This is a genomic window from Microbacterium sp. BH-3-3-3 (genome assembly GCF_001792815.1).
Classification (GTDB): Bacteria; Actinomycetota; Actinomycetes; order Actinomycetales; family Microbacteriaceae; genus Microbacterium.
The window spans coordinates 1829168-1852179 of the sequence record NZ_CP017674.1 but is presented as its reverse complement, the minus strand read 5'-3'; the positions used below and the strand labels follow the sequence as shown (position 1 = coordinate 1852179).

Sequence of the window (23012 nt, the reverse complement as noted above, 5' to 3'; positions counted from 1 at the left end):
CTCCGGGGCCCGTGAGGCTGCATGCTGGCTCTCGTGACCTCCCGCCCCGCACCCCTGGCCCGCCCCGACGGCTCTCCCATCCGTGCCGTCGTCGTCGACGACGAAGCGAACCTCAGCGAGCTGCTGCGCATGGCGCTGCAGAACGAGGGCTGGGACGTGCGCACGGCCGCGAACGGACAGGAGGCGTGGGGTGTCATCCGCGAGTTCTCGCCCGATCTGCTCGTGCTCGACATCATGATGCCGGGCGTCGACGGCAGGGAACTGCTGTCGCGCCTGCGTGCGGCCGGCAACGACGCCCCGGTTCTGTTCCTCACCGCGAAGGACGCGGTGGAGGACCGCATCGCGGGGATCTCGGCGGGGGCCGACGACTACGTCACGAAGCCCTTCAACCTCGAGGAGGTCATCGTGCGTCTGCGCGGGATGGCCCGGCGCCACGTCGCCGCCGTCGCCGACGCCGACCCGCGGCTGCGCGTGGGCGACCTGTCGCTCGACGAGGAGTCCTACGAGGTCGAGCGCGGCGGCATCCCGATCAAGCTCACCGCGAGGGAGTTCGAACTGCTGCGCTACCTCATGCAGAATCCGCGGCGGGTGCTGAGCAAGGCGCAGATCCTCGACCAGGTGTGGAGCTACGACTTCGGCGGCAACGGCAGCGTGGTCGAGATCTACATCTCGTACCTGCGCAAGAAGATCGACACCCTCGGCGAGCCCCTCATCCACACGGTCCGCGGGGTCGGCTACACGATCAAGACGCCATGACGCAGAGGCGATCGACCCGGCGCCGCTGGACGCTGCGGCGCACGCTCGTGGCGGGGACGAGTGTGCTCGTGGCCCTCGCCTTCGTCGTGATGAGCGTCGCGACGATCCTGTCGTTGCGCTCCTTCGCGTTCGATCGCCTCGACGAACAGGTGCGCGAGGGACTGTCGTTCGCCGCCGGACGGGGCGGCTTCGACGGGCGGGGCGATGTCGACCGGCCCCCGGGGATGGATGCCGCGAGCCCCGCGCCGCGGGTCGGCACCCTGCTGGTGGTGATCGCCGGCGACGGCTCGGTGCAGACCTCGGAGTACACGCGCGCCGACGGCACCGAGGTCGCGGTGAGCGACGATCAGGTCGCCCAGCTGCGCTCTTCGGTCGCGACCGACCGCACACCGACGACCGTCGACCTGGGGGGAGACCTCGGCGCCTTCCGCATCGCAGCGGCCGAGAACGACGGCACCACGGTCATCGCCGGCAACTCGGAGGCCGACGTGACGGCGACCACCTCGGCGCTGACGGGGATCCTCGTCGCGGTCTCGGCGGTCACCCTGCTCATCGCGGTGCTCACCCTGTCGCTCTTCGTGCGGAGGAGCCTGCGGCCCCTCGACCGGGTCGCCGACGTCGCCCAGCGCGTCTCGACGCTGTCGCTCGACGCGGGGAGCGTCGACATCCCCGACCGGGTCGCCGCGGCCGACACCGACGCCGATACCGAGGTGGGGCGGGTGGGCTCCTCGCTCAACGACCTGCTGGGGCACGTGCAGTCGTCGTTGGCCGCGCGTCAGCACAGCGAGGAGCAGCTGCGGCGGTTCATCGCGGATGCCAGTCACGAACTGCGCACGCCGCTGTCGAGCATCCGCGGCTACGCGCAGCTGTCGCTGGGCGAAGCCGGTCCGATGACCCCGACGCAGGCCCGCTCGTTCGACCGGATCGAGTCGGAGGCCGAGCGCATGGCATCCCTCGTCGACGACCTGTTGCTGCTCGCGCGTCTGGACGCGGGCCAGCCGCTGCGCCGCGAAGAGGTGGAACTGACCCTTCTCGCCGTCGACGCCGTGAGCGACGCGCAGGCGGCGGACGCCACGCACGAGTGGCGCCTCGACGTCACCGACGACCTCATATCGGTGCCCGGCGACGAGAACCGCCTGCGCCAGGTCGTCGCGAACCTGCTGCGCAACGCCCAGACGCACACGCCGGCCGGAGCGGTGGTGACGCTGTCGCTCGCACGCGCGGGCGGCGAGGCCGTCTTGCGCGTCGCCGACACCGGCCCGGGGATCGACCCCGGCATCGCGGAGCGGCTGTTCGAGCGCTTCGCCCGCGGCGACGACTCGCGCAACCGCGACGCCGGCAGCACGGGCCTGGGCTTGTCGATCGCCCTGGCGATCACGGCGGCGCACGGGGGCTCGATCGCGGTCGAGAGTGTGCCGGGCCGGACGGTGTTCGAGGTGCGGCTGCCTGCGGCGTGAGTCGCCAGAATTCGTCGCCGTCGGGCTGTTCCCCGCGACGAATTCTGGCACCTCACGCGATCGCGGGTCAGCCGATCAGGCTCGGCTGCAGGTCCCGCAGCGTGCGGTGATGCGTCATGCGCGTCACGCCGATCGCGGCGAGCAGCACCCCGCCGACCATCCACGCGCCGAGCACGAGCAGGTCGTAGCCGACGCGGCCGACGTCTCCTCCGTACATGACCTGCCGCATGGCATCCACCACGTATCCCATGGGCAGCACGTGGTGCAGCGCCGCGAGGGGAGCGGGGAGGGTCTGCCAGGGGAACGTGCCGCCGGCCGTCACGAGCTGCAGCACCATCAGCACGAGGCCGAGGAACTGTCCCACCGATCCGAGCCACACGTTCAGCGCCAGCACGATGGCCGCGTACGTCGCCGAGGCGAAGATCAGGATGCCGAGGGCCGCCCACGGGTTCGCGAACGAGAACTGCAGCGCGACGGCGAGCACCGTGAACAACCCGACCATCTGCAGGGCGCCGAGGCCCGCCGGTGTCAGCCACCCGGCGAGGGTCACGCGCACGGGGGAGCGCAGCGCCGTCACCGCGCGCTTGGACACGGGCTTGACGATGAGGAACAGCGCGTAGATGCCGATCCAGCCGGCCAGGGCGGCGAAGAACGGGGCGAGACCGGCACCGTAGTTCTGCGCCTTCGTGACCGCGCTGGTGCCCACGGCGACCGGGTCGGAGATGGCCGAGGCCTGGGCCTGGCGCGTCGTCTGGTCGTTGTCGGGGATCTGCTGCACGCCCGAGGCCAGCCCGTCGCGCAGCTGCGTGGCGCCGGTCGCGAGCTGGGCGAGGCCGGAGTCGAGCTGGGTCGCGCCGTCGCGCACCTGCGCGGAACCGTCGCGCAGCGAGGCGGCTCCGGATGCCGCCGAGCCCGCGCCGTCGGCGAGGGCCGAGGCTCCGTCGGCCGCGGTCGCCGCGCCCGAGGCCACGGACGCACTGCCCGCGGCGACCTGGCGGGCGCCGTCGTCGAGCTGGTCGATCTGGTTCACGGTGTTCTGGACGCGACCGTTGGCCTCGGTGAGCCGCTGACCCACGGGGTCGAGTCGCGACAGGATCTCGTCGATGCGGGCCTGGTCGAGACCGGCGTCGGCGAGGGCCTTCGCGATGTCGGCGCGCGCCTCGGGCAGGCGGGCGGCGGCGTCGAAGGCGACCGAGCCGACCTCGCGCGCGGCGGCGTCGATGCGATCGACACCCCCGGCGACCTGCTGCGCACCGTCGGCCACCTGCGCGGCCCCGTCGCGCAGCTGGGCGGTTCCGTCGCGCAGCTGGTTCGCCCCGCTCGAGAGCTGAGCGGTGCCGTCGGCGAGTTGCGACGAGCCGTCCGCGAGCTGCGACGAGCCCGAGACGAGCTGCGACGAGCCCGACTTCGCCGAGTTCAGACCGTCGACGACCTGCGTCGCCCCGGTCGTGGCATCCACGAGACTGACCCGAACCGTGTGCAGGGCGTCGAGCAGCGTGAGCCCCGCCTCGTCGACGACCTTCTTCGCCACCGACGCCTGGATGCGGGCCACGGCCTGCGTGCCGATGGTCGAGGCGAGGTAGTTGTTGGCGTCGTTGGTGCGCAGCTCGATGTCGGCCTGGCGCGGGGTCGCGCTCGACAGCGACGCGACCGCCTCGGTGAAGTCGGCCGGAAGCGTCACGATGAAGTCGAAGTCGCCCGCCTGCAGCCCGGCGTCGGCGGCGTCGGAGCTGACCCGGTGCCACTCGAACGTGTCGCTGTCGAGCAGTTGATCGGCCGCCTCGTCGCCGAGGTTGCGTTGCTGTCCGTTGACGTCGGCGCCCTGATCGTCGACGACGAGTGCGACGGGGACGCTGGACAGGTTGCCGTAGGGGTCCTGGTTCGCCCAGAGGTACAGGCCGCCGTAGAGGATGGGCACGGCGAGCAGCGCCACCAGGGCGATCACCGACATGCGGGTGGAGGTCAGTCGGCGCAACTCCGCCGCGATCATCTGCGGGATCTTCATCGGACCTGTTCTCCTGCGTTCTCGATCGCGTCGATGGCCGTGCGAGAGGCCTGTCCCGCGATCACGAGCACCGCGTAGCCGCGCTCGGCGAACTCGCGGGCGATGGCCCACCAGGCCGAGGGCTCGCCGCCGTGGCGGTCGGGGGCGACGAGCACCAGCGCCTCGACGTCCTTGCGCAGCGCGGCGAGTTCCAGCAGCAGGCGGATGCGGGCGGCCGGCTCCACGTTGCCGATCGGCAGCCCGGCGATCTCGTCGAGCCCGATGCCCTCCAGCCAGCGCGCGGCGGCGAACGGCGTCGGCGCGTGGCCGGCGAACATCAGTTCCTCGGCGACGACGCCGGTGACCGTGACGTTCGGTTCGGGTTCCGAGACGACCGGCGCATCTACCAGGGCGACGCGACGGCGCAGGGTCCTGGCATCGGCGTGCCCGTCGACCAGTACCGAACCGCTGTCGATGTTCATGCGGCCGGATGCCACGAGGCCCAGCACCGTGGGACGCTGCTCGGTCTCGGCGACGACCAGGGTCGCGCGCCCGGTCTCGTAGGCGGTCGACGTCGCGGGCAGCGCGCGCTCGGCGCGACCCTTCGCGACCGCGTTCAGGACGATTCTCACTGCGCCTCCAGTTCGGGGTACTGCGCCACCAGGTCGCGTGCTTCTGTCCACGAGAGTCCCGCGATGCCGAGCACGGCGCGCACGGCGATGGACCGGGCGGTGCTCGATCCGGCATCGACGCGGGCGACCACGGTGCGCCCGGTCTCTTCGAGCAGGCGCGAGAGCGTGGGCGCGGGAAGGTCGGTGCGCAACTCGCCCGACTCCTGGCCGCGACGCACGATCGCGTCGATGCGGCGGCGGAGCGGCGCGAGGGCGGCCGAGGTCTCGGGCAGGTGCGCGTCGTCGAGCGCGAGGGCTGCGGCGGCCTGCACGTGCGCGGCCTCGGCCCACAGCTCGGATGCCAGACGGGCGAGCGCGACGCGGGAATCGGCGTCGTCGACACGATCGGCGATGGCGTTGAAGCGGGCGGCGCCCGCGGCGATGACCTCGCGCACGATGGCGTTGCGGTCGTCGAAGTGTCCGTACAGGGCGCGCCGCGAGAGACCGGCGCGGCGCGCGATCGTGTCGATCGACGCGCGAGGGTCGTGGCCGATGACCGCGGTGGCGGCGTCGACGATACCGGCGCGGTTCTCGACGGCGTCGCGGCGGGTGGAAGTGGTCACGGTGCCTCAGTGTACGCCGAAAGTGCACGGTCGTGTGCAACTTCTTGGGCGGCGGCACCCCGCCCCCGAATACACGAGAGCCCACGACGTCGAACGCCGCGGGCTCTCGGGAGGACGTGCGGTCAGTCGGTGCCGGAGTCGAACGCGGCAGCTTCGCCCGCGGCATCCGTCGCCTCGGCGAGCCGCTCGCCGGCGGCGTCGAGGGGCGAGGCCGACTCGATGATCTCGTTCGCGCCGCCCGCGGCGACGTCGCCGACGAGCTCGCCGGTCGGACCGCCGAGCAGGCCCATGCTCGCGTACTGCTCGAGGCGGGCGCGCGAGTCGGCGATGTCGAGGTTGCGCATGGTGAGCTGGCCGATGCGGTCGACCGGGCCGAAGGCCGCGTCGCCGACGCGCTCCATCGACAGCTTCTCGGGCGAGTACGACATGCCCGAGGCCACCGTGTCGAGGATCGTGTAGTCCTCGCCGCGGCGCAGGCGCACCGTGACCGAACCGGTGATGGTCGAACCGACCCACTTCTGGATCGACTCGCGCAGCATGAGCGACTGCGGCTCGAGCCACCGGCCCTCGTACATCAGGCGGCCCAGGCGGCGACCCTGCTCGTGGTAGGTCGCGAGGGTGTCCTCGTTCAGGATGCTGTTGACCAGGCGCTCGTACGTGAGGAACAGCAGCGCCATGCCCGGGGCCTCGTAGATGCCGCGCGACTTGGCCTCGATGATGCGGTTCTCGATCTGGTCGCTCATGCCGAGGCCGTGGCGGCCGCCGATGGTGTTGGCCTCGCGCACCAGCTCGACCGGGTCGTCGAAGCGCGTGCCGTTGATGGCGACGGGGCGACCGGCCGCGAACTCGACCGTGACGTCTTCGGTCTCGATCTCGACCGCGGGGTCCCAGAAGCGCACGCCCATGATCGGCTCGACGATCTCGAGCGAGACGTCGAGGTGCTCGAGGGTCTTGGCCTCGTGCGTGGCGCCCCAGATGTTGGCGTCGGTCGAGTACGCCTTCTCGACGCTGTCGCGGTAGGGGAAGTCGTGGGCGACGAGCCACTCGCTCATCTCTTTGCGACCACCGAGCTCGGTGACGAAGTCGGCGTCGAGCCACGGCTTGTAGATGCGCAGCGAGGGGTTGGCGAGCAGGCCGTAGCGGTAGAACCGCTCGATGTCGTTGCCCTTGTAGGTGGAGCCGTCGCCCCAGATGTCGACGCCGTCTTCTTTCATCGCGCGCACGAGCAGGGTGCCGGTGACGGCGCGGCCGAGCGGCGTGGTGTTGAAGTAGGTGCGCCCGCCCGAGCGGATGTGGAACGCGCCGCACGCGAGGGCGACGAAGCCCTCTTCGACCAAGGCCGTCTTGCAGTCGACCAGGCGCGAGACCTCGGCGCCGTACTGCGTGGCGCGGCCGGGGATCGAGGCGATGTCGTCTTCGTCGTACTGGCCGAGATCGCCGGTGTACGTGCAGGGGACGGCGCCCTTGTCGCGCATCCACGCGACGGCCACCGAGGTGTCGAGACCACCCGAGAAGGCGATGCCGACGCGCTCGCCGACGGGAAGGGACTGCAAGACCTTGGACATGCCGTCGATTCTATTGCGCCCGCCCGCACACCCCGATTCGTGGGCGCTGCGGCGCGCGGGCGGACCGGCGCGCGGGCACAAGTCCTGCAGAACGGGGTGCTCCGGCGGCTGTTGGCCGCGCCGGCGGGGGCTTGCAGGAGTCGTGCGCCGGTGTCGGTTACGCCGGGGGCCGGGCCGGCCGCGGGCGGGAGCGCCGCGGCGTGCGGGTCGGCGGCGCGGTGGGCGAGCACAAGTCCTGCAGAATCGGGGAGCTGTGCGACGGGAGGCGGTCGGAGCGGGGATCTGCAGGAGCCGTGCGCCCGCGGACCGCACCGCCTCGCGGGCGCCGGCCGCCGCCCGGATCCGCCGCCCCGCCGCCGGGGCCGCGGGATCCGAGACGGGGCGGGGTGCGGAGACCCCGCGCGGTCAGCCGACCGTGACGTCGGAGATCGTGACGGGGGTGGCGGGGGCGCCGTCGTCGGCGCCGCCGGCCGTGCCCGCGGCGGCGATCGACTTCACCACGTCGAGGCCCTCGGGCGACATGGTGCCGAAGACCGTGTATTTCGGCGCGAGCTGCGTGTCCTCGTAGACCAGGAAGAACTGCGAGCCGTTGGTGCCGGGGCCCGCGTTGGCCATGGCGACGGTGCCCGCGGGGTAGGTCTCGCTGCCGTCGAGCTCGTCCGCGAAGCGGTATCCGGGGCCGCCGCGGCCGGTGCCCGTGGGATCGCCGCACTGCAGCACGAAGATGTCCGACGTCGTGAGGCGGTGGCACTCGGTATTGGAGAAGTACTGCTGCTGCGCGAGCGAGACGAAGCTTTCGACGGTGCACGGGGCGCTCTCGCCGTCGAGGGTGATGGGGATGTCTCCGGCGGAGGTCGACAGGACGACGTCGACCTGCCCCGTCGGACGGTCGGTGCCCGCGGCGGGCGGCGTGACGTCGACCGCCGGCTGACCCGAGGCGGCATAGGAGCATTCCCCGGCGGAGGCGCCCGCCGACGGAGCGGCCCCGTCGGACGCGCCTCCGGAGCAACCGGCGAGCAGGAGCAGGGCGGCGGCGGCCAGGGCCGCGGACATCGATCGCATACGCACGCTCCCAGGGTAGGTCGTCGGCGCGGCCCGCCCTGCGAGAACGTGTCGGTCTAGTGCGGGCGGATGCCGCGTGCCCGACCGATCGCCACGACGCCGACGGCGAGAGCGACGATGGCGACGGCGATGACCACGATGTACCCCGCGACACTGCCCCACCCGCCGGTGCTGGGGTCGAGGAAGGGGTACGGGTACCAGAACGGGGCGCCGGTGGTCGGGTTCGTCACCAGCGGCGCCCGCAGGAGCGTGTAGACGATCCAGGCGATCGGGAAGACGGCCGCGCCCAGGGCGGCGGTCCAGCGGAGACGGCGCCGGTTCGGCCCGAGGCACACGTCGAGGAGCAGGAAGAGCGGCCCCCACACGTGCAGGATCTCGTTGGACCAGCCCACCGTTTCGGGCTGCAGGGGCAGGCCGCGCAACAGCAGGTTGTAGACGATGCCCGTGACGATCATGTAGGTCGACACCCACGCCAGCACCGTCGCGAGCGCGGGCGGATCGACCTTGAGACGGCGACCGCGCACGAGGAAGCGCACGCCCAGCAGCACGAGCACGACCGCGGCCGAGACGTTGGAGAGGATCGTGAAGAAGCTGAAGAAGTTCGCGATCACGGTCGTGGTGTCGCGGCCCCGGGCGACGGCCTCGCCGAGCGTCGAGACGAATTGCGCGACGACGGCGACGACGATGAGCACGGCCACGGCGATCCGTGCGAGGTTCCATCCGGTGGCCCACCCGCGCGATCGTTGCATCGCCCCAGGCTAGCGGCGGTCCCCGTCGGTCGAGGGGGCTTGCGAGGGCGGTGTCGGACCCGCTCGATAGGATGGGGTGACCGCCGGAATCAGACGCGAGGAGCGCACATGCCCGGAATTGTGATCGTCGGAGTCCAGTGGGGCGACGAGGGCAAGGGCAAGGCCACCGATCTGCTCGGTGAGCGCACCGACTGGGTGGTGAAGTTCAACGGCGGCAACAACGCCGGCCACACCGTCGTCATCGGCGACGAGAAGTACGCGCTGCACCTGCTGCCCAGCGGCATCCTGTCTCCCGGGGTGAACGCGGTGATCGGCAACGGCGTCGTCGTCGACCTCGAGGTGCTCTTCGCCGAGCTCGAGGCGCTGAACGCTCGAGGCCTCGACACCAGCCGACTGAAGATCAGCGCCAACGCGCACCTCATCACGCAGTACCACCGCACGCTCGACAAGGTCACCGAGCGCTTCCTCGGAAAGCGCATGATCGGTACGACCGGTCGCGGCATCGGCCCCGCCTACGCCGACAAGATCAACCGCGTCGGCATCCGCGTGCAAGACCTCTTCGACGAGAACATCCTGCGCCAGAAGGTCGAGGGCGCCCTCGACCAGAAGAACCACCTGCTGGTGAAGGTCTTCAACCGTCGCTCGATCACCGTCGACGAGATCGTCGACGACCTGCTCTCGTACGCCGAGCGCGTGCGCCCCATGGTCGCCGACACCTCGCTGCTGCTGAACGAGGCACTGGATGCCGGTGACGTCGTCGTCTTCGAGGGCGGCCAGGCCACCATGCTCGACGTCGATCACGGCACCTACCCCTTCGTCACCTCGTCGTCGGCGACCGCGGGCGGTGCCTCCACCGGATCGGGCGTGGGGCCGAACCGCCTCGACCGCATCGTCGGCATCGTCAAGGCGTACACGACGCGCGTCGGCTCGGGGCCCTTCCCCACCGAGCTGTTCGACGAGAGCGGCGACTGGCTGCGCTCGCGCGGATTCGAGTTCGGCACGACCACGGGCCGTCCCCGCCGCGTCGGCTGGTACGACGCGCCCATCACCCGCTACGCCACGCGCATCAACGGCATCACCGACCTGGTGCTGACCAAGCTCGACATCCTGGGCGGTCTCGACGAGATCCCCGTCTGCGTCGCGTACGACGTCGACGGTGTGCGCTACGACGACCTGCCGGTCAATCAGACCGACTTCCACCACGCGAAGCCGATCTACGAGACCTACCCCGGCTGGAGCGAGGACATCTCGACGGCCCGTACGTTCGACGATCTGCCGCAGACCGCGCAGGAGTACGTGCTCGCCCTCGAGAAGATGAGCGGCACCCGCATCTCGGTCATCGGCGTCGGCCCGGCGCGCGACCAGGTGATCGTGCGGCACCCCCTGGTCGACTGACGTGCGGTTCTGGGTCGGGGCCTACGCCGCCGACAGCGGAGCGGCCGAGGGCATCGGCCTGCTCCAGGCCGGCGAGGCCGACTCGCCGGGGGCCTCGGGCCCTCTCGGCATGGTCGGAACGGCCGTCGCCGCGCCCGGTTCGCCCTCGTGGGTCGCCGCCCACCCGACGCTCGACCTGCTCTACGCGGCGTTGGAGTCCGACGGCACCGTGCAGGCCTACCGCCGCAGCGCCGAGACGCGGCTGGCGCCGCTCGGCGCGCCGATCGACGCGGGAGCGGCGGTCTGCCACGTGGCGGTCGCCCCCGACGCCTCGCACCTGGTGGCCAGCTGCTGGGGCGACGGCCGGGTCGTGAGGATCGACCTCGATGCCGCGGGGCGCCCGTCGCGCCCCGTGATCGCCGCCGACGCGTCGGATCCCTACGGCGCCGATCCGACGGGCGAGACGATCTCAACCGGCGCACGCGTTTCGGGGGCGGCGGTGCCCGATCTGGCTGCGGCAGCCCGCGCGCTGCGCGAGGCCGTGGGTGAGCAGTACGCGCACTTCGTGCCCGCGTACGACGACGTGCCCGTGACCGACGCCGAGTCCGAAGAAGCCGCCGCGGGCGAGCGCGTCTCGCGCGCGCACCAGGCCATCTTCCTTCCGGGCGGCCTGGTCGCGACGACCGACATGGGCCTCGACCTGGTGCGCTTCTGGCGCTCGGGCGCGGCGGGCCTGCGACCGGTGCAAGAGGTCGTACTGCCGAAGGGCAGCGGCCCCCGGCACGGGCTCTGGCACCCCTCCGGGCACCTCTACGTCGTGACGGAGCTCAGCCGAGAGGTCTTCGTGCTGGCCGCCGACGCCTCGGGGCGGTGGAGCATCGTGTCGGGGCAGCCCCTGATCGGCACCCTCGACACCGACACGGCCGCCGAGCTGTGCGCGAGCCGCGACGGCGCGACGGTGTACGCCGGGGTGCGCGGCAGTGACACCGTCGGCGTGCTGTCGGTGCGCGGCGCCGGTGAGCAGCTGCAGCTCCTCGCGCTCGCCGACACCGGCACGCACTGGCCGCGCCATCACGTCGTGGTCGCCGACACGCTGCTGGTCGCCGGCCAGCTCGCCGACGAGATCGTCTCGCTCCCGCTCGATGTGCGCACCGGCATCCCGGGCCGCGTTCGTCACCGCACCCCGTCGCCCTCGCCGACCCGGCTGCTGCCGCTGCGCTGAGCCGCCCCAGCGGCCCGGCCGGCGCGCCGGCCCCGCCCGCTCAGAACGATTGCGCGGCGGGCTTGAGCGCCCACGCCTCGCGGTAGGCCTCGGCCTGCGTCAGCTTCTGCGCGGCGTCCTCGTCGGCCAGTACCGTGACGTGCGGGTGCAGCTGAATGGCCGAGCCGGGCAGGCTCGCCGACACCGGACCCTCGACGGCGCCGGCCAGCGCGGTGCTCTTGTCGGCACCGAACGCCAGCAGGATAAGATGCCGTGCCTCGCGGATGGTGCCGATCCCCTGGGTGATGCAGTGGACGGGGACGTCGCGGGGGTCGGTGAAGAACCGCGCGTTGGCATCCCGGGTCGAGGCGGCCAGCGTCTTCACCCGCGTGCGCGACCCGAGCGACGAACCCGGCTCGTTGAAGCCGATGTGCCCGTTGCGCCCGATGCCGAGGATCTGGATGTCGACGCCGCCGGCCGCGTCGATGGCGCGGTCGTACGCCACCGCGGCCGCGAACGGGTCGGCGGCGCGGCCGTCGGGCACGTGCACGTGCGCCGGGTCGAGACCGAGCGGCATCGTCACGGTGCGGTCGATGACGGCGGCGTACGACTCGGGGTGGTCTGCGGGCAGCCCCACGTACTCGTCGAGCGCGAAGGCCCGGACGCCCGACGTGTCGGTGCCCTCTGCGGCGAGGCATCGGGCCAGGTGACGGTAGAAGCCCTCGGGGGTGGAACCCGTCGCGACCCCCAGCACGAGCCGTGGCCGGGCCGCGATCTCGCGTGCGACGTGGGCGGCGGCGAGGGCCGAGGCCTCGTCGGCGGTTCGGGTGAGCACGACCTCGGCCATCAGACCATCTCCGTTCGCTCGAGGCGGCGTTCGCCGCTCGTCCGGTGCCCCGCGGTGACCGCCGCGCCCCACGCCCCCGCCCAGGAGCCCAGCTGCGCCCGGACGATGGGGGGAACGGAGTGGAAGGTCGCCTGGCGGTGGGCCTTGTCGACCGCGGGGTCGATGATCCAGGTCGGCGAGTTCGACAGACCGCCGCCGATGACGATCACGCCGGGGTCGATCATGGCCATCACGCTCAGCAGGCCGTTGGCGAGGGCCGTCGTCGCCTCGTCGAGGATCGCGCGGGCGGTGCCGTCACCCCGCTCGGCGGCGAGCACCACGTCGAGGGCGGTCGATGCCGCACCGACCCCGCGGGCGCGATCCCAGCGTGCGCCGAGGCGCGTGCCGCCCAGCACCGATTCCAGGCAGCCCGACTGTCCGCACGTGCACTTCTCCCCGCGCCCGGTGGCGAGGTGTCCGATCTCTCCCGCGCCGCCGTGGGCGCCCTTGCGGACCGCCCCGTCGACGACGTGGGCACCAGCGATGCCCGTGCCGAGGGCGAGCACGAACACGTCGTCGGCTCCGCGTCCGGCGCCGAGGACCGCCTCCGCGATCGCGGTGGCGACCCCGTCCTGCACGGCCTCGCCGGGGAGATCGAGACGGTCGGCCAGCTCTCGGGCGGGCGCGAGTCCTTCCAGCCAGCGCATGTTCGCACTGGTCGTCACGACCCCGGACGCCTCGTCGAGAATGCCCGCGACGGTGATGCCGAAGGCATCCGCGCGGTCGTCGGCGAGGAACGCCCGCGTGAGCGCCGCCAGTTCGTCCATCGCGGCGGGTCCGCGGGGGGTCGGCGCATCGTCCGTGCGCACGTGCTCGAGCCGCCCGCCTACCTCTCGCGCGAGCAGCAGCTTGACCCGGGTGCCCCCGTTGTCCACACCCAGAAGAAGCGTCATTTCGCCTCCTCGGTCGACCGCAGGATGCCGAACAGGCGTCGTGCCTCGTCGGGATCGACGGTCTCGTACCCACCGCCGTCGCTCGCGGCGGAACCGAGCGCGACGCCCGGGCGGCCGGTCACGGACCGCTTGGCCGACGCGTGGACGGCGTCGACGCCGGTCGCGGCAATCCGCGCGACGTTGTCGGAGCGCACGCCGCTGCCCGCCATGATCTCGATCCCGCCCCTCGCGCGGCCCACCAGCCGCCGCAGAACGCCGAGCGCGTCGTGCGCCCGAGCCGCGCCGCCCGAGGTCAGCACGCGCGTGACGCCGAGACCGGTCAGGCGGTCGAGACCGGCATCGAGGTCGGACAGGTTGTCGAACGCGCGATGGAACGTGACGTCCGCGCCGCCGGCGACGGCGACGACGCGGTCGACGAGCTCCTCGTCGATCCCCCCGTCGCGCAGACCGCCCACGACGACACCCGCCGCGCCCAGGGAGTGGGCCCACCGCACGTCGTCGACGATGAGGGCTCGCTCGGCGTCGTCGTACTCGAAGTCGCCCCCGCGCGGGCGCACGAGGACATGCGTCGGGATGCCGGAGGCGGCCGCCGCCTCGATGAGTCCGACCGAGGGGGTCAGCCCGCCGAGCGACAGGGCGGCGCACAGCTCGATGCGGTCGATGCCGAGCTCGGCCGCGACGGCGATGCCCGCGGCATCCTGGACCGCCATCTCGAACGCGGTCATCGCAGCACCGTCGCGCTCAGGTCGGGAGCGGCGTCGAACGCGTCGAAGGGGAACATCGGTCGCTCGATGCGGCGGTGACCCAGTCGGCCCAGGTCTTGATCGACCGGGCCGGGGGTGAGGGCGAGCGTCCAGCCCGCGGCGATGTCGTACAGGGTGGGCTCGAGATAGCCGATCTTGGTCACGATGATGTCGGTGGCGAGCGGGTCGATGCCCACCGCCCGGAAGTGGTCGGCGGCGTGGAACGCCTTGCGCCGCTCGGTGACGATCACCCGCAGGGCGCCGACGCCGATGACGACGACGCGGCCCGCGACCGGATCGTCGTACCGCCCGCGCAGCACCCCGGCGATGCGCACCGGCCCGCTCACGCGGTCGTCGACGCGGGCACCGGCCTCGACGTCGACCGACGAGCCCACTTCGGCGCCGTCGAGCGAGGCGACGGCCGAGGCGTCGAAGATCGAGGCCACGGCCACCGTGAGGTCGTCGTCGGCGCCGGTGAGACGCTGGTCGCGCAGCAGTTCGTGCAGGGTCCACGTGACGTCGCCGGAGCCGCCCGCGCCCGGATTGTCGCCGGAGTCGCTCACGAGATACGGCCGGGCGCCGCCGGCGGCTCGATGCGCGAGACCCGCCGACACGCCCTCGGCCAGCGAGCCTGGCGGTCCGACGAACGAGAAGTCGTCGCGGGCGTCCCACAGTGTTTGGGCGAGCGTCTCGCCTGCTCGACGATCGTCGACGCGTCGGCGCCGCTGACGATCACCGTCGCGTGGCTGCGGGGTTCATCGGCCCACGCGTAACCGATCCAGATCGACGCGTCGGTGACGCCCGGCATCCGCTCCACCTGGTCGAGACGCGTGTAGAGGCTCCGGGCGGGCTCCACACGGGTGGACGTCTTCTCGCCGGGGAGCAGGATCGGCACCCGCACCCAGGCGCGCGCTGGGCGTTCGTCGCGCCCCACCCACTCGAGAAGCGTCCGCGCCGCGCGCTCGCGGGTGTCGTCGGCGTCCTCGTGCGGGGCCAGGCGGAAGCACGTCGGCAGGTCCACCGCGCGGGCGAAGCGCTCCGAGACGTTCCCGTGCAGATCCATGGGGGCGGCAATCAGGGGCTCTGCCCCGACCACCGCCCGGACGGCCTCGACGAGGTCGCCCTCGGCGTCGTCCATCCCCTCGACGCCCATCGCTCCATGCACGTCGAGGTACACGGCATCCACCTCGCCGGCGTCGGCGAGGCCGGCGACGATGCGAGCGCGGAAGTCGTCGTACACGTCGCGGCGCACCCGGCCGCCGGGGATCGAGCGGGCGTAGAAGACGCCGATCCAGTCGGCCGCATCGCCCAGGGGCGTGCCCGCCGCGAGGAACGGGTACCGCGTGAGGACCTCGTCGCCGCGCAGCACGACGAAGTCGTCGTGGCCGGCCCGGTGGGCAGCGTACGCGCTGGACTCGATGGCCATGCCGGCGATGACGATCCGGGGGAGTCGCGCGGTCATCGCCCGCCCAGACCCGACGTCGCGATGCCCTTGACGAGGTGCTTCTGCAGCGCGATGACGAGGATCGTGGTGGGGATCATCGAGATGATCGTGGCCGCCATCTGCAGGTCCCACCGCGTTCCGCTCTGCGTGGCGAAGCTCGCGAGGCCGATCGGCAGGGTGCCCAGGGCGTTGTAGTCGTTGACGGTCACGAGGGGCCAGAGGTAGCTGTTCCAGTAGTTGAGGAAGGTGAACACGGCCAGCACCGCGAGCGCCGAGCCGGCGAGGGGCAGGATCACCTGCAGGAACGTGCGCACGGGGCCCGCGCCGTCCATGCGCGCGGCTTCTTCGAGCTCGAACGGGATGCCGCGGAAGAACTGCCGCATGAGGAACGTTCCGAAGGCGGTGAAGGCCCAGGGGAGGACGAGCGACTGGTACGTGTCGACCCATCCGAACCACTGCATGACGACGAACATGGGGATGACGAGCACCTCCTGCGGCACCATCAGCGTGCCGAGGAACAGCACGAACACGACGTCGCGCCCGGGCCAGCGCAGGCGCCCGAAGGCGTAGCCGGCCGTCGACGACACCGCGAGCACGACGAGCACGCCGGCGACCGAGACGATGAACGAGTTCGCGATGTAGGTCGTGAACGGCGCGAAGCTGAAGACCTCGAGGAAGTTCTGCCAGCGCACCTCGCTGCCGATCAGCGTCGGCGGCGCCAGCAGCACCTCGTTCGAGGGCTTGAGGGCCGAGAAGAACGCGTAGATCAGCGGGGCCGCGAAGATCACGGCCGCGACGATCACCGCGAGGTACGCGGCGATCAGACCGAAGCGCTCGCCGCGGGAGGCCGGCTGGCTGCGTCGGCGCCCGCGTCGGCCGCCGCGGGGACCCTCGACGGCGGTCGCGGGCGACAGCGGCGTGGGGCGGTGGGTCTGTCGTAGGGTCTCAGTGCTCATAGTGCACCCACCTCTTCTGCGCCCGGAACTGCAGCGCCGTGATGCCGATGATGATGACGAACAGGATCCACGCGCCCGCGGCGGCGAGACCGAGGTCCTGGAACTTGAAGCCGGTGTTGTAGATGAACATCACCAGCGGCACCGTGGAGGTGCCGGGGCCGCCGCCGGTGAGCAGCTGCGGCTGCGCGAACACCTGCATCGACGAGATGATCGTCATCACCGCGGCGAAGAAGATCGCCGGGGAGATGAGCGGGATGATCACCTGGGCGACGAGACGGATGCCGCGGGCCCCGTCGATCTGGGCGGCTTCCACCACCGAGGTGGGGACCTGCTCGAGCGCCGCGGTCAGCACGAGCATGTTGTAGCCCATGCCCGCCCACACGCTCATCGCGACGACGGCGAGCATGGCCCAGTTCTGGTCGACGAGGAAGTTCGGCAGCTCCCACCCGAAGAGCGAGACCGTCATGCCGTTGAGCAGCCCGTCGGGCTGCAGCGCCAGACGCCAGATGAGCGCGCTCGCCACGATCGGCGTGACGACGGGGATGAAGAACAGCACGCGGAACACGGCGCGACCGCGGATGCGGGGTCCGAGGAGCAGCGAGAGCCCGAGCGCCACGATGAGGTTCAGCGGCACGTAGAGCAGCGTGAACACCGCGGAGTTGCGCAGCGCCGGCCAGAAGTCGGGCGACGAGGTCAGCAGCGTCACGTAGTTGTCGATGCCGACGAACGCGCGCTTGCCGAAGATCGGCCAGTCGAACAGGCTCATCACGATCGCGAGTCCCACGGGGAGGACGGTGAAGACCGCGAGACCGAGCACGGCCGGAGTGATGAAGCCGAGCGCCTGGCGGCGTTCCCTCGTCTCGATCGTGCTGCGGCGCCGTCGCCGCGGGGCGATGGAGGATTCGGTGACCATCCGGTGGCCTTTCGTCAGGAGGAGGCCCGCAGTCGCAGCTCGATCACGGGGAGTGCGACCGACGGCGGCTGGACGGGGAGCTTGAGCGTCAGGGTTCCGGGCGCGGGCGCCGCGGGCAGGAGGTTGAAGGCCTGCTGATCGGCGGGGATGCTCTCGAACAGCACCTCGGACCCGTCGTCGAGGAAGCGCGCGAACTCGACCCGATCGGCGAGGTCGGGCAGGTGCAGCAGGCCGAAGGGCCAGTCGAAGAGGTGCGCGTAGAGGCGGTCGCCGCGCTGGGTGTAGACGACGCCCGACGGTGCGACGAAGCGCGATGCGCCGGCCCCGCGGATGGCATCCGCGTGTCGGGTCATCCACTCGCCCACCTGCGACAGCAGGGCGGCGTCGCGCGGCGCGATCTCGCCGCGACCGGTGGGACCCACGTTGAGCAGCAGATTCCCGCCGAGCGCGACGGAGCTCGCGAGCATGCGCACGAGCAGGGCCGCGCTCTTGCCGTCGTGGTTGTCGCGGTGGTAGCCCCAGCTGCCGTTGATCGTCTGGCAGGCCTCCCACACGAGCGGGACGCCGTCGCGCTCGAACGGTCGGACCGGCTGGTACTGCTCGGGGGTGACGAGATCGGCGGGGATGCCGAGGCGGTCGTTCACCACCATGTCGGGCTGCAGCTCGCGGCACATCGCCAGCAGGGTCTCGGCATCCCAGTCTTCGGGCGACTTGCCGGGCAGGCCGTCTTCTTCGGCGGGCTCGGTGAAGTCGAAGAAGAGGTAGTCGAGCGGACCGTAGCCCGTGAGCAGCTCCCGCACCTGAGCGTGCAGGTACTCGCGGTAGATCGCCATGTCGCGGTCGGCGTTGCGCTCGGCGACGTCGGCGGCGCCGCGCTGGGGGTGGTGCCGGTCGATCGTGTAGTGCGGGTGCGACCAGTCCAGCAGCGAGAAGTAGATCCCGACGCGCAGGCCCTCGGCGCGCAGCGCGTCGACGTACTCGCGCACCAGGTCGCGGCCGCAGGCCTCGACCGCGTTGAAGCCGGTCGTCGCGGTGTTCCACAGGCAGAAGCCCTCGTGGTGCTTGGCGGTGAGCACGACGTAGCGGGCGCCGGCCTCGCGGGCCTGGCGCGCCAGGGTCGGGGCGTCGAAGAGGTCGGGCTCGAAGAACCGCGCGTAGCGGGCGTAGTCCGCGGCCTCGATGCGCTCGTAGTTCTGCACCCACTCGTGGCGGGCGGCCACGCTGTACAGCCCGAAGTGGACGAACATCCCGAAGCGATCGTGGACGAACCAGTCGGTGCGGTCGTCGGTCATGGCGGTGCTCCTGCGTGACGAGGGGGACGGGGTGAGAGGGAGGCGGCGCCCGGCGGGCGCCGCCTCCCGGGGGACTCAGTTGCCGAAGCGCGACTCGAGGTTCTCGAGCACCGACGACATGGTCGCCTGGCCGGTGTAGACGCTCACGAGCTCGTTCGGCGTCGCGGTCGCCACCTGCGTCCACTGGTCGGTCACGCGCTGCGACACGGCGCCCTCGAACGCGGCGGTGAAGGCCTGCGTGAGGTTGTCGCGGGTGGCATCCGGAAGGGCCGTGAAGAACTCCGGCTGGCTGGCGAGCTGGGCCGGGTAGCCGCCCTGCTCCGCGATCACCGACTGCACGTCGGGGCTCGACAGGGCGCTGAGCACCTTGAGCGCGGCCTCCTTGTCCTCGCAGTTGGCGGCGATGCCGTAGCCGGAGCCGAGGGCCACGCCGTACGCGCCGTCGTCGCCGCGCGGGATGCGCACCGCACCGGCCGAGAATCCGAGGTCGGGACCGGTGAGGGTGGATGCCATCCAGGTGCCCTCGATGATCATCGCGGCCTTGCCGTTCTCGAACTGCGTGGTGGTCCACGCCGAGTCCGAGGCGGAGGGGACGGCGTCGGACACGCCGAGCTTGGTGACGAGGTCGCCGTAGCGGGTGGCCGCCTCGACGAAGCTCGGGTTCGTGAGGTCGAGTGCGCCGGAGTCGTCGACGGGCTGCAGCCCCGTCTCGGCCATCGGGAGCGATAGCCACTGGAACTCGTCGACCGAGACGGCGAAGCCCTTCGCGCCGGCCTTCGCGGTGATCTCGCTCGCCGCCTTCTCGAAGTCGTCGATCGTCCAGTCGTTGGTGGGGAGCGGGGCGCCGGCCTGGGCGAACAGATCGGCGTTGTAGAAGAGCAGCATCGCGGCGGTGTCGTAGGGAAGGCCGTAGAGCGTGCCGCCGTTCTCCATGACGCTCAGGGCGCCCGGGTTGTACGCGTCGCGCGAGATCCCCATCGTCGACAGGTCGTCGTCGGTGAGCTCGTCGAACACCTCGGTGTATCCGGCGAGGCGCTGGCCGTTCATGCCCGTGACGCAGGCGACCTTGCCCGACGCCATGTTCGTGTTCAACTTGGTGAAGTAGTCGGCCCAGGGAGCGGTCTGCAGCTCGATGGTGATGTCATCGCCGACGAGCTTCTGGGCGACGGCCATCTGGTCCTTGAGCTTCTGCTCCGAGGCGGTGTCACCCGCCCACATGTTCCAGACAATGGTGGTCTTGCCGCCGTCGGCCGCGCCGCCGCCGGAGGCGCAGGCGGTGAAGCCCATCGCCGTGACGGCGACGAGGCCCGCGAAGGCGATCCGTTTCTTGTGCATGGGGGTTCCTCTCGGGTGCGGGCTGCGGAGTTCGGGTCCGGCGAATCAGCCCGGGACATCGGATGATTAGGTCTTGGGGGGAGGCTAGCGGCGCAGACGAGCACCGCTTCATTCCTTAATCGACCTGTTACATACATCGGATGAAGTCACCATTTCGACTTCAATCCGTGAAATAAGTCAGGCGTTCGACCGCGTCAGGTTGTCGATGGAGGCGGCCGACAGCAGCTCGTCGCGCACGAGCAGAGCGGCTCCGCGCGCTCCGATGTCCCAGCCCTCTTCCGACGCCGAGACCTCCAGGGACGAGGTCGACAGGGGGAGGCACAGGTCGTAGATGCTCGAGCGCACGCCGGCGACGAAGGCGTCGGTCGTGGCGATGATGCCGCCGAGCACGAGCCGCTCGGGGTTGAAGAAGCCCACGACGGTGGCCAGCACGCTGCCCGTGCGCAGACCCGCTTCGCGCAGCAGGCGCGTGGCGAGGGGGTGCCCGTCGTGGGCGAGCTCCGACAGCTGCGCCACGTCGTCGATGCGGATGCCGCCCGCCGTCATGGCCTCGCCGATGGCGCGCCCGCCCGCGATGGCGTCGAGGCAGCCCACGCGACCGCAGACGCAGGCCACCGTGGAGCCGGCCACGGCGATGTGGGTGATGTCGCCCGCCACCCCCGTCGCTCCGCGGTAGAGCGCGCCGTCGACGATGATGCCGACGCCGATGCTCGAGCCCGCTTTGACCACGAGCATGTTGCGCGATCTCCGGCCTCCGGCGATGTGCTCACCGAGAGCCATCGCATTCGCGTCGTTCTCGCAGCGCACGGGAACGCCGGCGATGCCGCCGAGGATCGCCGAGGCATCGATGCCGTTCCATCCCGGCATCCGCGAGGGCGAGATGATGCGACCGTCCGGTACGCCGACGGGTCCGGGAACCGCCAGGCCGATGCCCGCCAGGGTCACGGGCTCGGCGGCCGCCTCGACGAGCGAGAGCACCTCGCGATGGATGCCGCGCAGCACCACCTCGGGCGCCCGCGAGATGTCGAGGGTCATGCGATGACGGGCCACGCGGGTGCCGCGCAGGTCTTCGAGGATGATGGTGGCGTGCGCGGCGCCGAGGTCGATCCCGGCGACGACGCGTCCATCGCGTGCGAGGGCGAGGTTGCGCGGGCGACGGCCCCCACGCGACGCGGTCTCGCCCGCCTCTTCGACGACGCCGAGGGTGAGCAGCTCGTCGACGCGCAGCGTGATGGTCGAGGGCGCCAGCCCGGTCAGTCGCGAGAGGTCCGACCGGGAACGAGCCAGGCCGTCGCGGATGAGCGAGAAGACACCGCCCGTCGAGGCGAGGTGGCGATAGGGGGCGCTCATGGGTGTGCTCCGGTCATGTCGACGTCGGTGACGAGATCATCGCACGCGTCGGCGCCGACGGCGCGCACGTTCCGGAGCCGCGCGAGCGCGCAGACGTCGGATATCTCCGCCCGCCGGGGATGGTGCGCGCCGGCTTCGACCGGGTCAGCGACGGACCGGCTCGGGATGCCGCTATCCCCGCGCACCCGTCATGCGCACGCTCGCGAGCACCGGGGCACGCCCCGGCGGCGACTCCCGTCGGTGCCTACTTCTTGGCATCCTGACGCGGGATGACGATCTGCTTGATGATGAGCAGCACCGAGGCCGTGACCGGGATCGCGACCAGCGCACCGAGGAGCCCCAGGAGGGTGCCGCCGACGAGCGCGCCGATCACCACGAGCGAGCCGGGAACCGAGATCGTGCGGTTCATCACGCGGGGGGTCAGCAGATATGCCTCGACCTGCATGTAGACGAGGTACACGATCGCGAAGATGAGGCCGGCGCTCGGGCTGACGATGAGCGTGAAGACCGTAGCGGTCGCCCAGAAGAGCACCGAGCCGACGAGCGGAATGAGCGTGATCCCGAAGGCAAGGGCCGCCAGCAGCGCGGCGAAGGGCTGCTGCAGGATCGTCAGCACGATGAACGCGAAGACCGCGTTGCACAGCGCCAGCACGACCATGCCCGCGAGGTACCCGCCGACCGAGTCGGTGATCTGACCCGTCATGTCCGAGACCGTCGCGCGGCTGCGCGCGGGCGTCAGACGCACGAGGCTGTTCTTCATCTTGGGCAGGGACGCGAGGAAGTACAGGCTCAGCACCAGCACGATGATCGCTCCCGAGACGAACGTGCCGATGGTGATGCCGACCTGAAGAAGACCGCCGCCGATCGCCGCGATGTTCGTGGGGTTGGTGGCGAAGCCCTGCACCTCTTTGAGCACGTCGCCCAGGCTGTCGCCGAAGTTCGACTCGACCCAGTGCACGGCGTCGCTGTCGATGAGGTCGTTGACGAAGTTCGGGATGTCGCGGACGAACTGCTCGACCTGACGGACGACGGGCGGGATCAGCAACCACAGGGCCCCGGCGAGGATGACGGCGAGGCCGCCGAACACGATGACGATCGACCACGCGCGCGACAGGCCGCGGCGCACCAGCATGCGCACGAGGGGGTCGAGGGCGAGGGCCACGAAGAGGGCGATCGCGATGTAGATGAGCACCGTGGAGATGTTCGAGAGCGCAGCACCCAGCAGGAGCGCGGTGAGACCGCCGAGGGTGAGGAAGAAGCCGGCGGCGTAGGGGCGCGAGACCGCGGACCAGACCGGCTTGTCGCGGGAGGTGGGGGTCCCCGCCTCGGCGCCCTCGGAGGTGGGGTCGGGGCGCGTCGATCGGCTCATGCTCAACACTGTAAGGGTCTACGGGGAGCGCGTTACGTCGACCCTCGCGCGCGGTATCCTCGGAGCGATCTGGGAGGACATATGACCGACGCCGACCCCACCACGATCCTGCAGGGCCTGCGGGGCAGCATCGACAACATCGACGCCGCGCTGATCTTCCTGCTCGCCGAGCGATTCCGCTGCACCAAGCAAGTGGGTGTGCTCAAGGCCCAGCACGGCATGCCGGCGTCCGATCCCTCGCGCGAAGAGCAGCAGATCGCCCGGCTCATGCGGTTGGCGGAAGACGCCGACCTCGATCCCGCGTTCGCCGAGAAGTGGTTCAACTTCGTCGTCGCCGAGGTCATCCGTCACCACCGGTCCGCCGCCGCGCACCCCGGGACCGACTGAGCGGCAGTCGCCTCGGCGCGACGGTTTCGGATGCCGGAGCGCCTCCGCCGACGTCGCGCGAC

At 71.4% G+C, this 23012-nt stretch carries 22 protein-coding genes; 5 read left to right on the top strand and 17 right to left on the bottom strand.

The features are described from left to right. The first annotated feature begins 21 nt into the window (after positions 1-21). Both BJP65_RS08530 and BJP65_RS08525 read left to right on the top strand, forming a co-directional pair. Positions 22-756 (top strand): response regulator transcription factor, encoded by a 735-nt coding sequence (locus tag BJP65_RS08530; protein WP_055832233.1) that lies wholly within the window; start codon positions 22-24, stop codon positions 754-756. Further along, a complete protein-coding gene (locus tag BJP65_RS08525; RefSeq protein WP_070408854.1) occupies positions 753-2213 on the top strand; it encodes a cell wall metabolism sensor histidine kinase WalK in 1461 nt (486 codons plus the stop codon). The genes BJP65_RS08530 and BJP65_RS08525 overlap by 4 nt, the downstream gene beginning before the upstream one ends. Before the next feature lie 67 nt (positions 2214-2280). Here BJP65_RS08525 and BJP65_RS08520 read toward each other — a convergent pair whose 3' ends face one another. From BJP65_RS08520 to BJP65_RS08495, 6 genes are all read right to left on the bottom strand, one after another. Next, on the bottom strand, positions 2281-4218 hold the full coding sequence (locus tag BJP65_RS08520) for a YhgE/Pip domain-containing protein (RefSeq protein WP_070408853.1): 1938 nt from the start codon (positions 4216-4218) through the stop codon (positions 2281-2283). Then, positions 4215-4829: a hypothetical protein gene (locus BJP65_RS08515; RefSeq protein WP_070408852.1), complete on the bottom strand. Its 615-nt coding sequence runs from the start codon at positions 4827-4829 to the stop codon at positions 4215-4217. The genes BJP65_RS08520 and BJP65_RS08515 overlap by 4 nt, the downstream gene beginning before the upstream one ends. Beyond that, the gene (locus tag BJP65_RS08510; protein ID WP_055832225.1) at positions 4826-5431 is read right to left on the bottom strand and encodes a TetR/AcrR family transcriptional regulator; all 606 of its coding nucleotides are present in this window, start codon (positions 5429-5431) and stop codon (positions 4826-4828) included. Before BJP65_RS08510 ends, BJP65_RS08515 begins: the two co-directional genes overlap by 4 nt. 122 nt (positions 5432-5553) lie before the next feature. After that, the gene (argG, locus tag BJP65_RS08505; protein WP_055832223.1) at positions 5554-6996 is read right to left on the bottom strand and encodes an argininosuccinate synthase; all 1443 of its coding nucleotides are present in this window, start codon (positions 6994-6996) and stop codon (positions 5554-5556) included. Between the two features lie 405 nt (positions 6997-7401). After that, positions 7402-8058, bottom strand: coding sequence for a peptidylprolyl isomerase (locus BJP65_RS08500; protein WP_070408851.1), 657 nt, complete (start codon positions 8056-8058; stop codon positions 7402-7404). Between the two features lie 56 nt (positions 8059-8114). Further along, positions 8115-8807, bottom strand: a complete 693-nt coding sequence (locus BJP65_RS08495) for a Pr6Pr family membrane protein (RefSeq protein ID WP_070408850.1) — start codon at positions 8805-8807, stop codon at positions 8115-8117. A 108-nt stretch (positions 8808-8915) separates the two neighbouring features. On the opposite strand from BJP65_RS08495, the gene BJP65_RS08490 reads away from it, so the two are divergent. Next, positions 8916-10202: an adenylosuccinate synthase gene (locus tag BJP65_RS08490; protein ID WP_055832218.1), complete on the top strand. Its 1287-nt coding sequence runs from the start codon at positions 8916-8918 to the stop codon at positions 10200-10202. Position 10203: 1 nt separating this feature from the next. After that, on the top strand, positions 10204-11403 hold the full coding sequence (locus BJP65_RS08485) for a beta-propeller fold lactonase family protein (RefSeq protein ID WP_070408849.1): 1200 nt from the start codon (positions 10204-10206) through the stop codon (positions 11401-11403). A gap of 40 nt (positions 11404-11443) precedes the next feature. Here the strand turns inward: BJP65_RS08485 and nagB are convergent, their stop codons facing one another. The 11 genes from nagB to BJP65_RS08430 form a co-directional block, all read right to left on the bottom strand. Beyond that, a complete protein-coding gene (gene nagB / locus BJP65_RS08480; protein ID WP_070408848.1) occupies positions 11444-12229 on the bottom strand; it encodes a glucosamine-6-phosphate deaminase in 786 nt (261 codons plus the stop codon). Further along, positions 12229-13161 carry an ROK family protein gene (locus BJP65_RS08475; RefSeq protein ID WP_070408847.1) on the bottom strand — a complete coding sequence of 311 codons (933 nt, stop codon included), beginning with the start codon at positions 13159-13161 and terminating at the stop codon, positions 12229-12231. The genes nagB and BJP65_RS08475 overlap by 1 nt, the downstream gene beginning before the upstream one ends. Beyond that, complete coding sequence (locus BJP65_RS08470; protein ID WP_070408846.1) at positions 13158-13886, bottom strand: copper homeostasis protein CutC; 729 nt, start codon at positions 13884-13886, stop codon at positions 13158-13160. The genes BJP65_RS08475 and BJP65_RS08470 overlap by 4 nt, the downstream gene beginning before the upstream one ends. After that, positions 13883-14467: an MlrC C-terminal domain-containing protein gene (locus tag BJP65_RS16985; protein ID WP_258027441.1), complete on the bottom strand. Its 585-nt coding sequence runs from the start codon at positions 14465-14467 to the stop codon at positions 13883-13885. Before BJP65_RS16985 ends, BJP65_RS08470 begins: the two co-directional genes overlap by 4 nt. Next, entirely contained in the window at positions 14464-15366 is a 903-nt protein-coding gene (locus BJP65_RS16980; protein ID WP_258027440.1) for a M81 family metallopeptidase, read from the bottom strand. Before BJP65_RS16980 ends, BJP65_RS16985 begins: the two co-directional genes overlap by 4 nt. After that, entirely contained in the window at positions 15363-16304 is a 942-nt protein-coding gene (locus BJP65_RS08460) for a carbohydrate ABC transporter permease (RefSeq protein WP_070408845.1), read from the bottom strand. Before BJP65_RS08460 ends, BJP65_RS16980 begins: the two co-directional genes overlap by 4 nt. Continuing rightward, positions 16294-17217, bottom strand: coding sequence for a carbohydrate ABC transporter permease (locus BJP65_RS08455; protein WP_070408844.1), 924 nt, complete (start codon positions 17215-17217; stop codon positions 16294-16296). Before BJP65_RS08455 ends, BJP65_RS08460 begins: the two co-directional genes overlap by 11 nt. Positions 17218-17231: 14 nt before the next feature. Beyond that, positions 17232-18509 carry an alpha-L-fucosidase gene (locus BJP65_RS08450; protein ID WP_070408843.1) on the bottom strand — a complete coding sequence of 426 codons (1278 nt, stop codon included), beginning with the start codon at positions 18507-18509 and terminating at the stop codon, positions 17232-17234. A gap of 75 nt (positions 18510-18584) precedes the next feature. Continuing rightward, the gene (locus BJP65_RS08445; RefSeq protein ID WP_070408842.1) at positions 18585-19844 is read right to left on the bottom strand and encodes an ABC transporter substrate-binding protein; all 1260 of its coding nucleotides are present in this window, start codon (positions 19842-19844) and stop codon (positions 18585-18587) included. Positions 19845-20021: 177 nt separating this feature from the next. Further along, positions 20022-21194, bottom strand: a complete 1173-nt coding sequence (locus BJP65_RS08440) for an ROK family protein (protein WP_070408841.1) — start codon at positions 21192-21194, stop codon at positions 20022-20024. A gap of 244 nt (positions 21195-21438) precedes the next feature. After that, positions 21439-22563 (bottom strand): AI-2E family transporter, encoded by a 1125-nt coding sequence (locus BJP65_RS08430; protein ID WP_082516406.1) that lies wholly within the window; start codon positions 22561-22563, stop codon positions 21439-21441. A gap of 81 nt (positions 22564-22644) precedes the next feature. Here BJP65_RS08430 and BJP65_RS08425 point away from each other — a divergent pair, with 81 nt between their 5' ends. Further along, positions 22645-22950, top strand: a complete 306-nt coding sequence (locus BJP65_RS08425; RefSeq protein WP_055832214.1) for a chorismate mutase — start codon at positions 22645-22647, stop codon at positions 22948-22950. The last annotated feature ends 62 nt before the right edge of the window (positions 22951-23012 follow it).

Coding starts and splice junctions, on each gene's coding strand:
- BJP65_RS08530 (WP_055832233.1), top strand. CDS start 22: ATGCTGGCTCTCGTGACCTCCCGCCCCGCACCCCTGGCCCGCCCCGAC.
- BJP65_RS08525 (WP_070408854.1), top strand. CDS start 753: ATGACGCAGAGGCGATCGACCCGGCGCCGCTGGACGCTGCGGCGCACG.
- BJP65_RS08520 (WP_070408853.1), bottom strand. CDS start 4,218: ATGAAGATCCCGCAGATGATCGCGGCGGAGTTGCGCCGACTGACCTCC.
- argG (WP_055832223.1), bottom strand. CDS start 6,996: ATGTCCAAGGTCTTGCAGTCCCTTCCCGTCGGCGAGCGCGTCGGCATC.
- BJP65_RS08500 (WP_070408851.1), bottom strand. CDS start 8,058: ATGCGATCGATGTCCGCGGCCCTGGCCGCCGCCGCCCTGCTCCTGCTC.
- BJP65_RS08495 (WP_070408850.1), bottom strand. CDS start 8,807: ATGCAACGATCGCGCGGGTGGGCCACCGGATGGAACCTCGCACGGATC.
- BJP65_RS08490 (WP_055832218.1), top strand. CDS start 8,916: ATGCCCGGAATTGTGATCGTCGGAGTCCAGTGGGGCGACGAGGGCAAG.
- nagB (WP_070408848.1), bottom strand. CDS start 12,229: ATGGCCGAGGTCGTGCTCACCCGAACCGCCGACGAGGCCTCGGCCCTC.
- BJP65_RS08475 (WP_070408847.1), bottom strand. CDS start 13,161: ATGACGCTTCTTCTGGGTGTGGACAACGGGGGCACCCGGGTCAAGCTG.
- BJP65_RS08470 (WP_070408846.1), bottom strand. CDS start 13,886: ATGACCGCGTTCGAGATGGCGGTCCAGGATGCCGCGGGCATCGCCGTC.
- BJP65_RS16980 (WP_258027440.1), bottom strand. CDS start 15,366: ATGACCGCGCGACTCCCCCGGATCGTCATCGCCGGCATGGCCATCGAG.
- BJP65_RS08460 (WP_070408845.1), bottom strand. CDS start 16,304: ATGAGCACTGAGACCCTACGACAGACCCACCGCCCCACGCCGCTGTCG.
- BJP65_RS08455 (WP_070408844.1), bottom strand. CDS start 17,217: ATGGTCACCGAATCCTCCATCGCCCCGCGGCGACGGCGCCGCAGCACG.
- BJP65_RS08450 (WP_070408843.1), bottom strand. CDS start 18,509: ATGACCGACGACCGCACCGACTGGTTCGTCCACGATCGCTTCGGGATG.
- BJP65_RS08445 (WP_070408842.1), bottom strand. CDS start 19,844: ATGCACAAGAAACGGATCGCCTTCGCGGGCCTCGTCGCCGTCACGGCG.
- BJP65_RS08440 (WP_070408841.1), bottom strand. CDS start 21,194: ATGAGCGCCCCCTATCGCCACCTCGCCTCGACGGGCGGTGTCTTCTCG.
- BJP65_RS08430 (WP_082516406.1), bottom strand. CDS start 22,563: ATGAGCCGATCGACGCGCCCCGACCCCACCTCCGAGGGCGCCGAGGCG.
- BJP65_RS08425 (WP_055832214.1), top strand. CDS start 22,645: ATGACCGACGCCGACCCCACCACGATCCTGCAGGGCCTGCGGGGCAGC.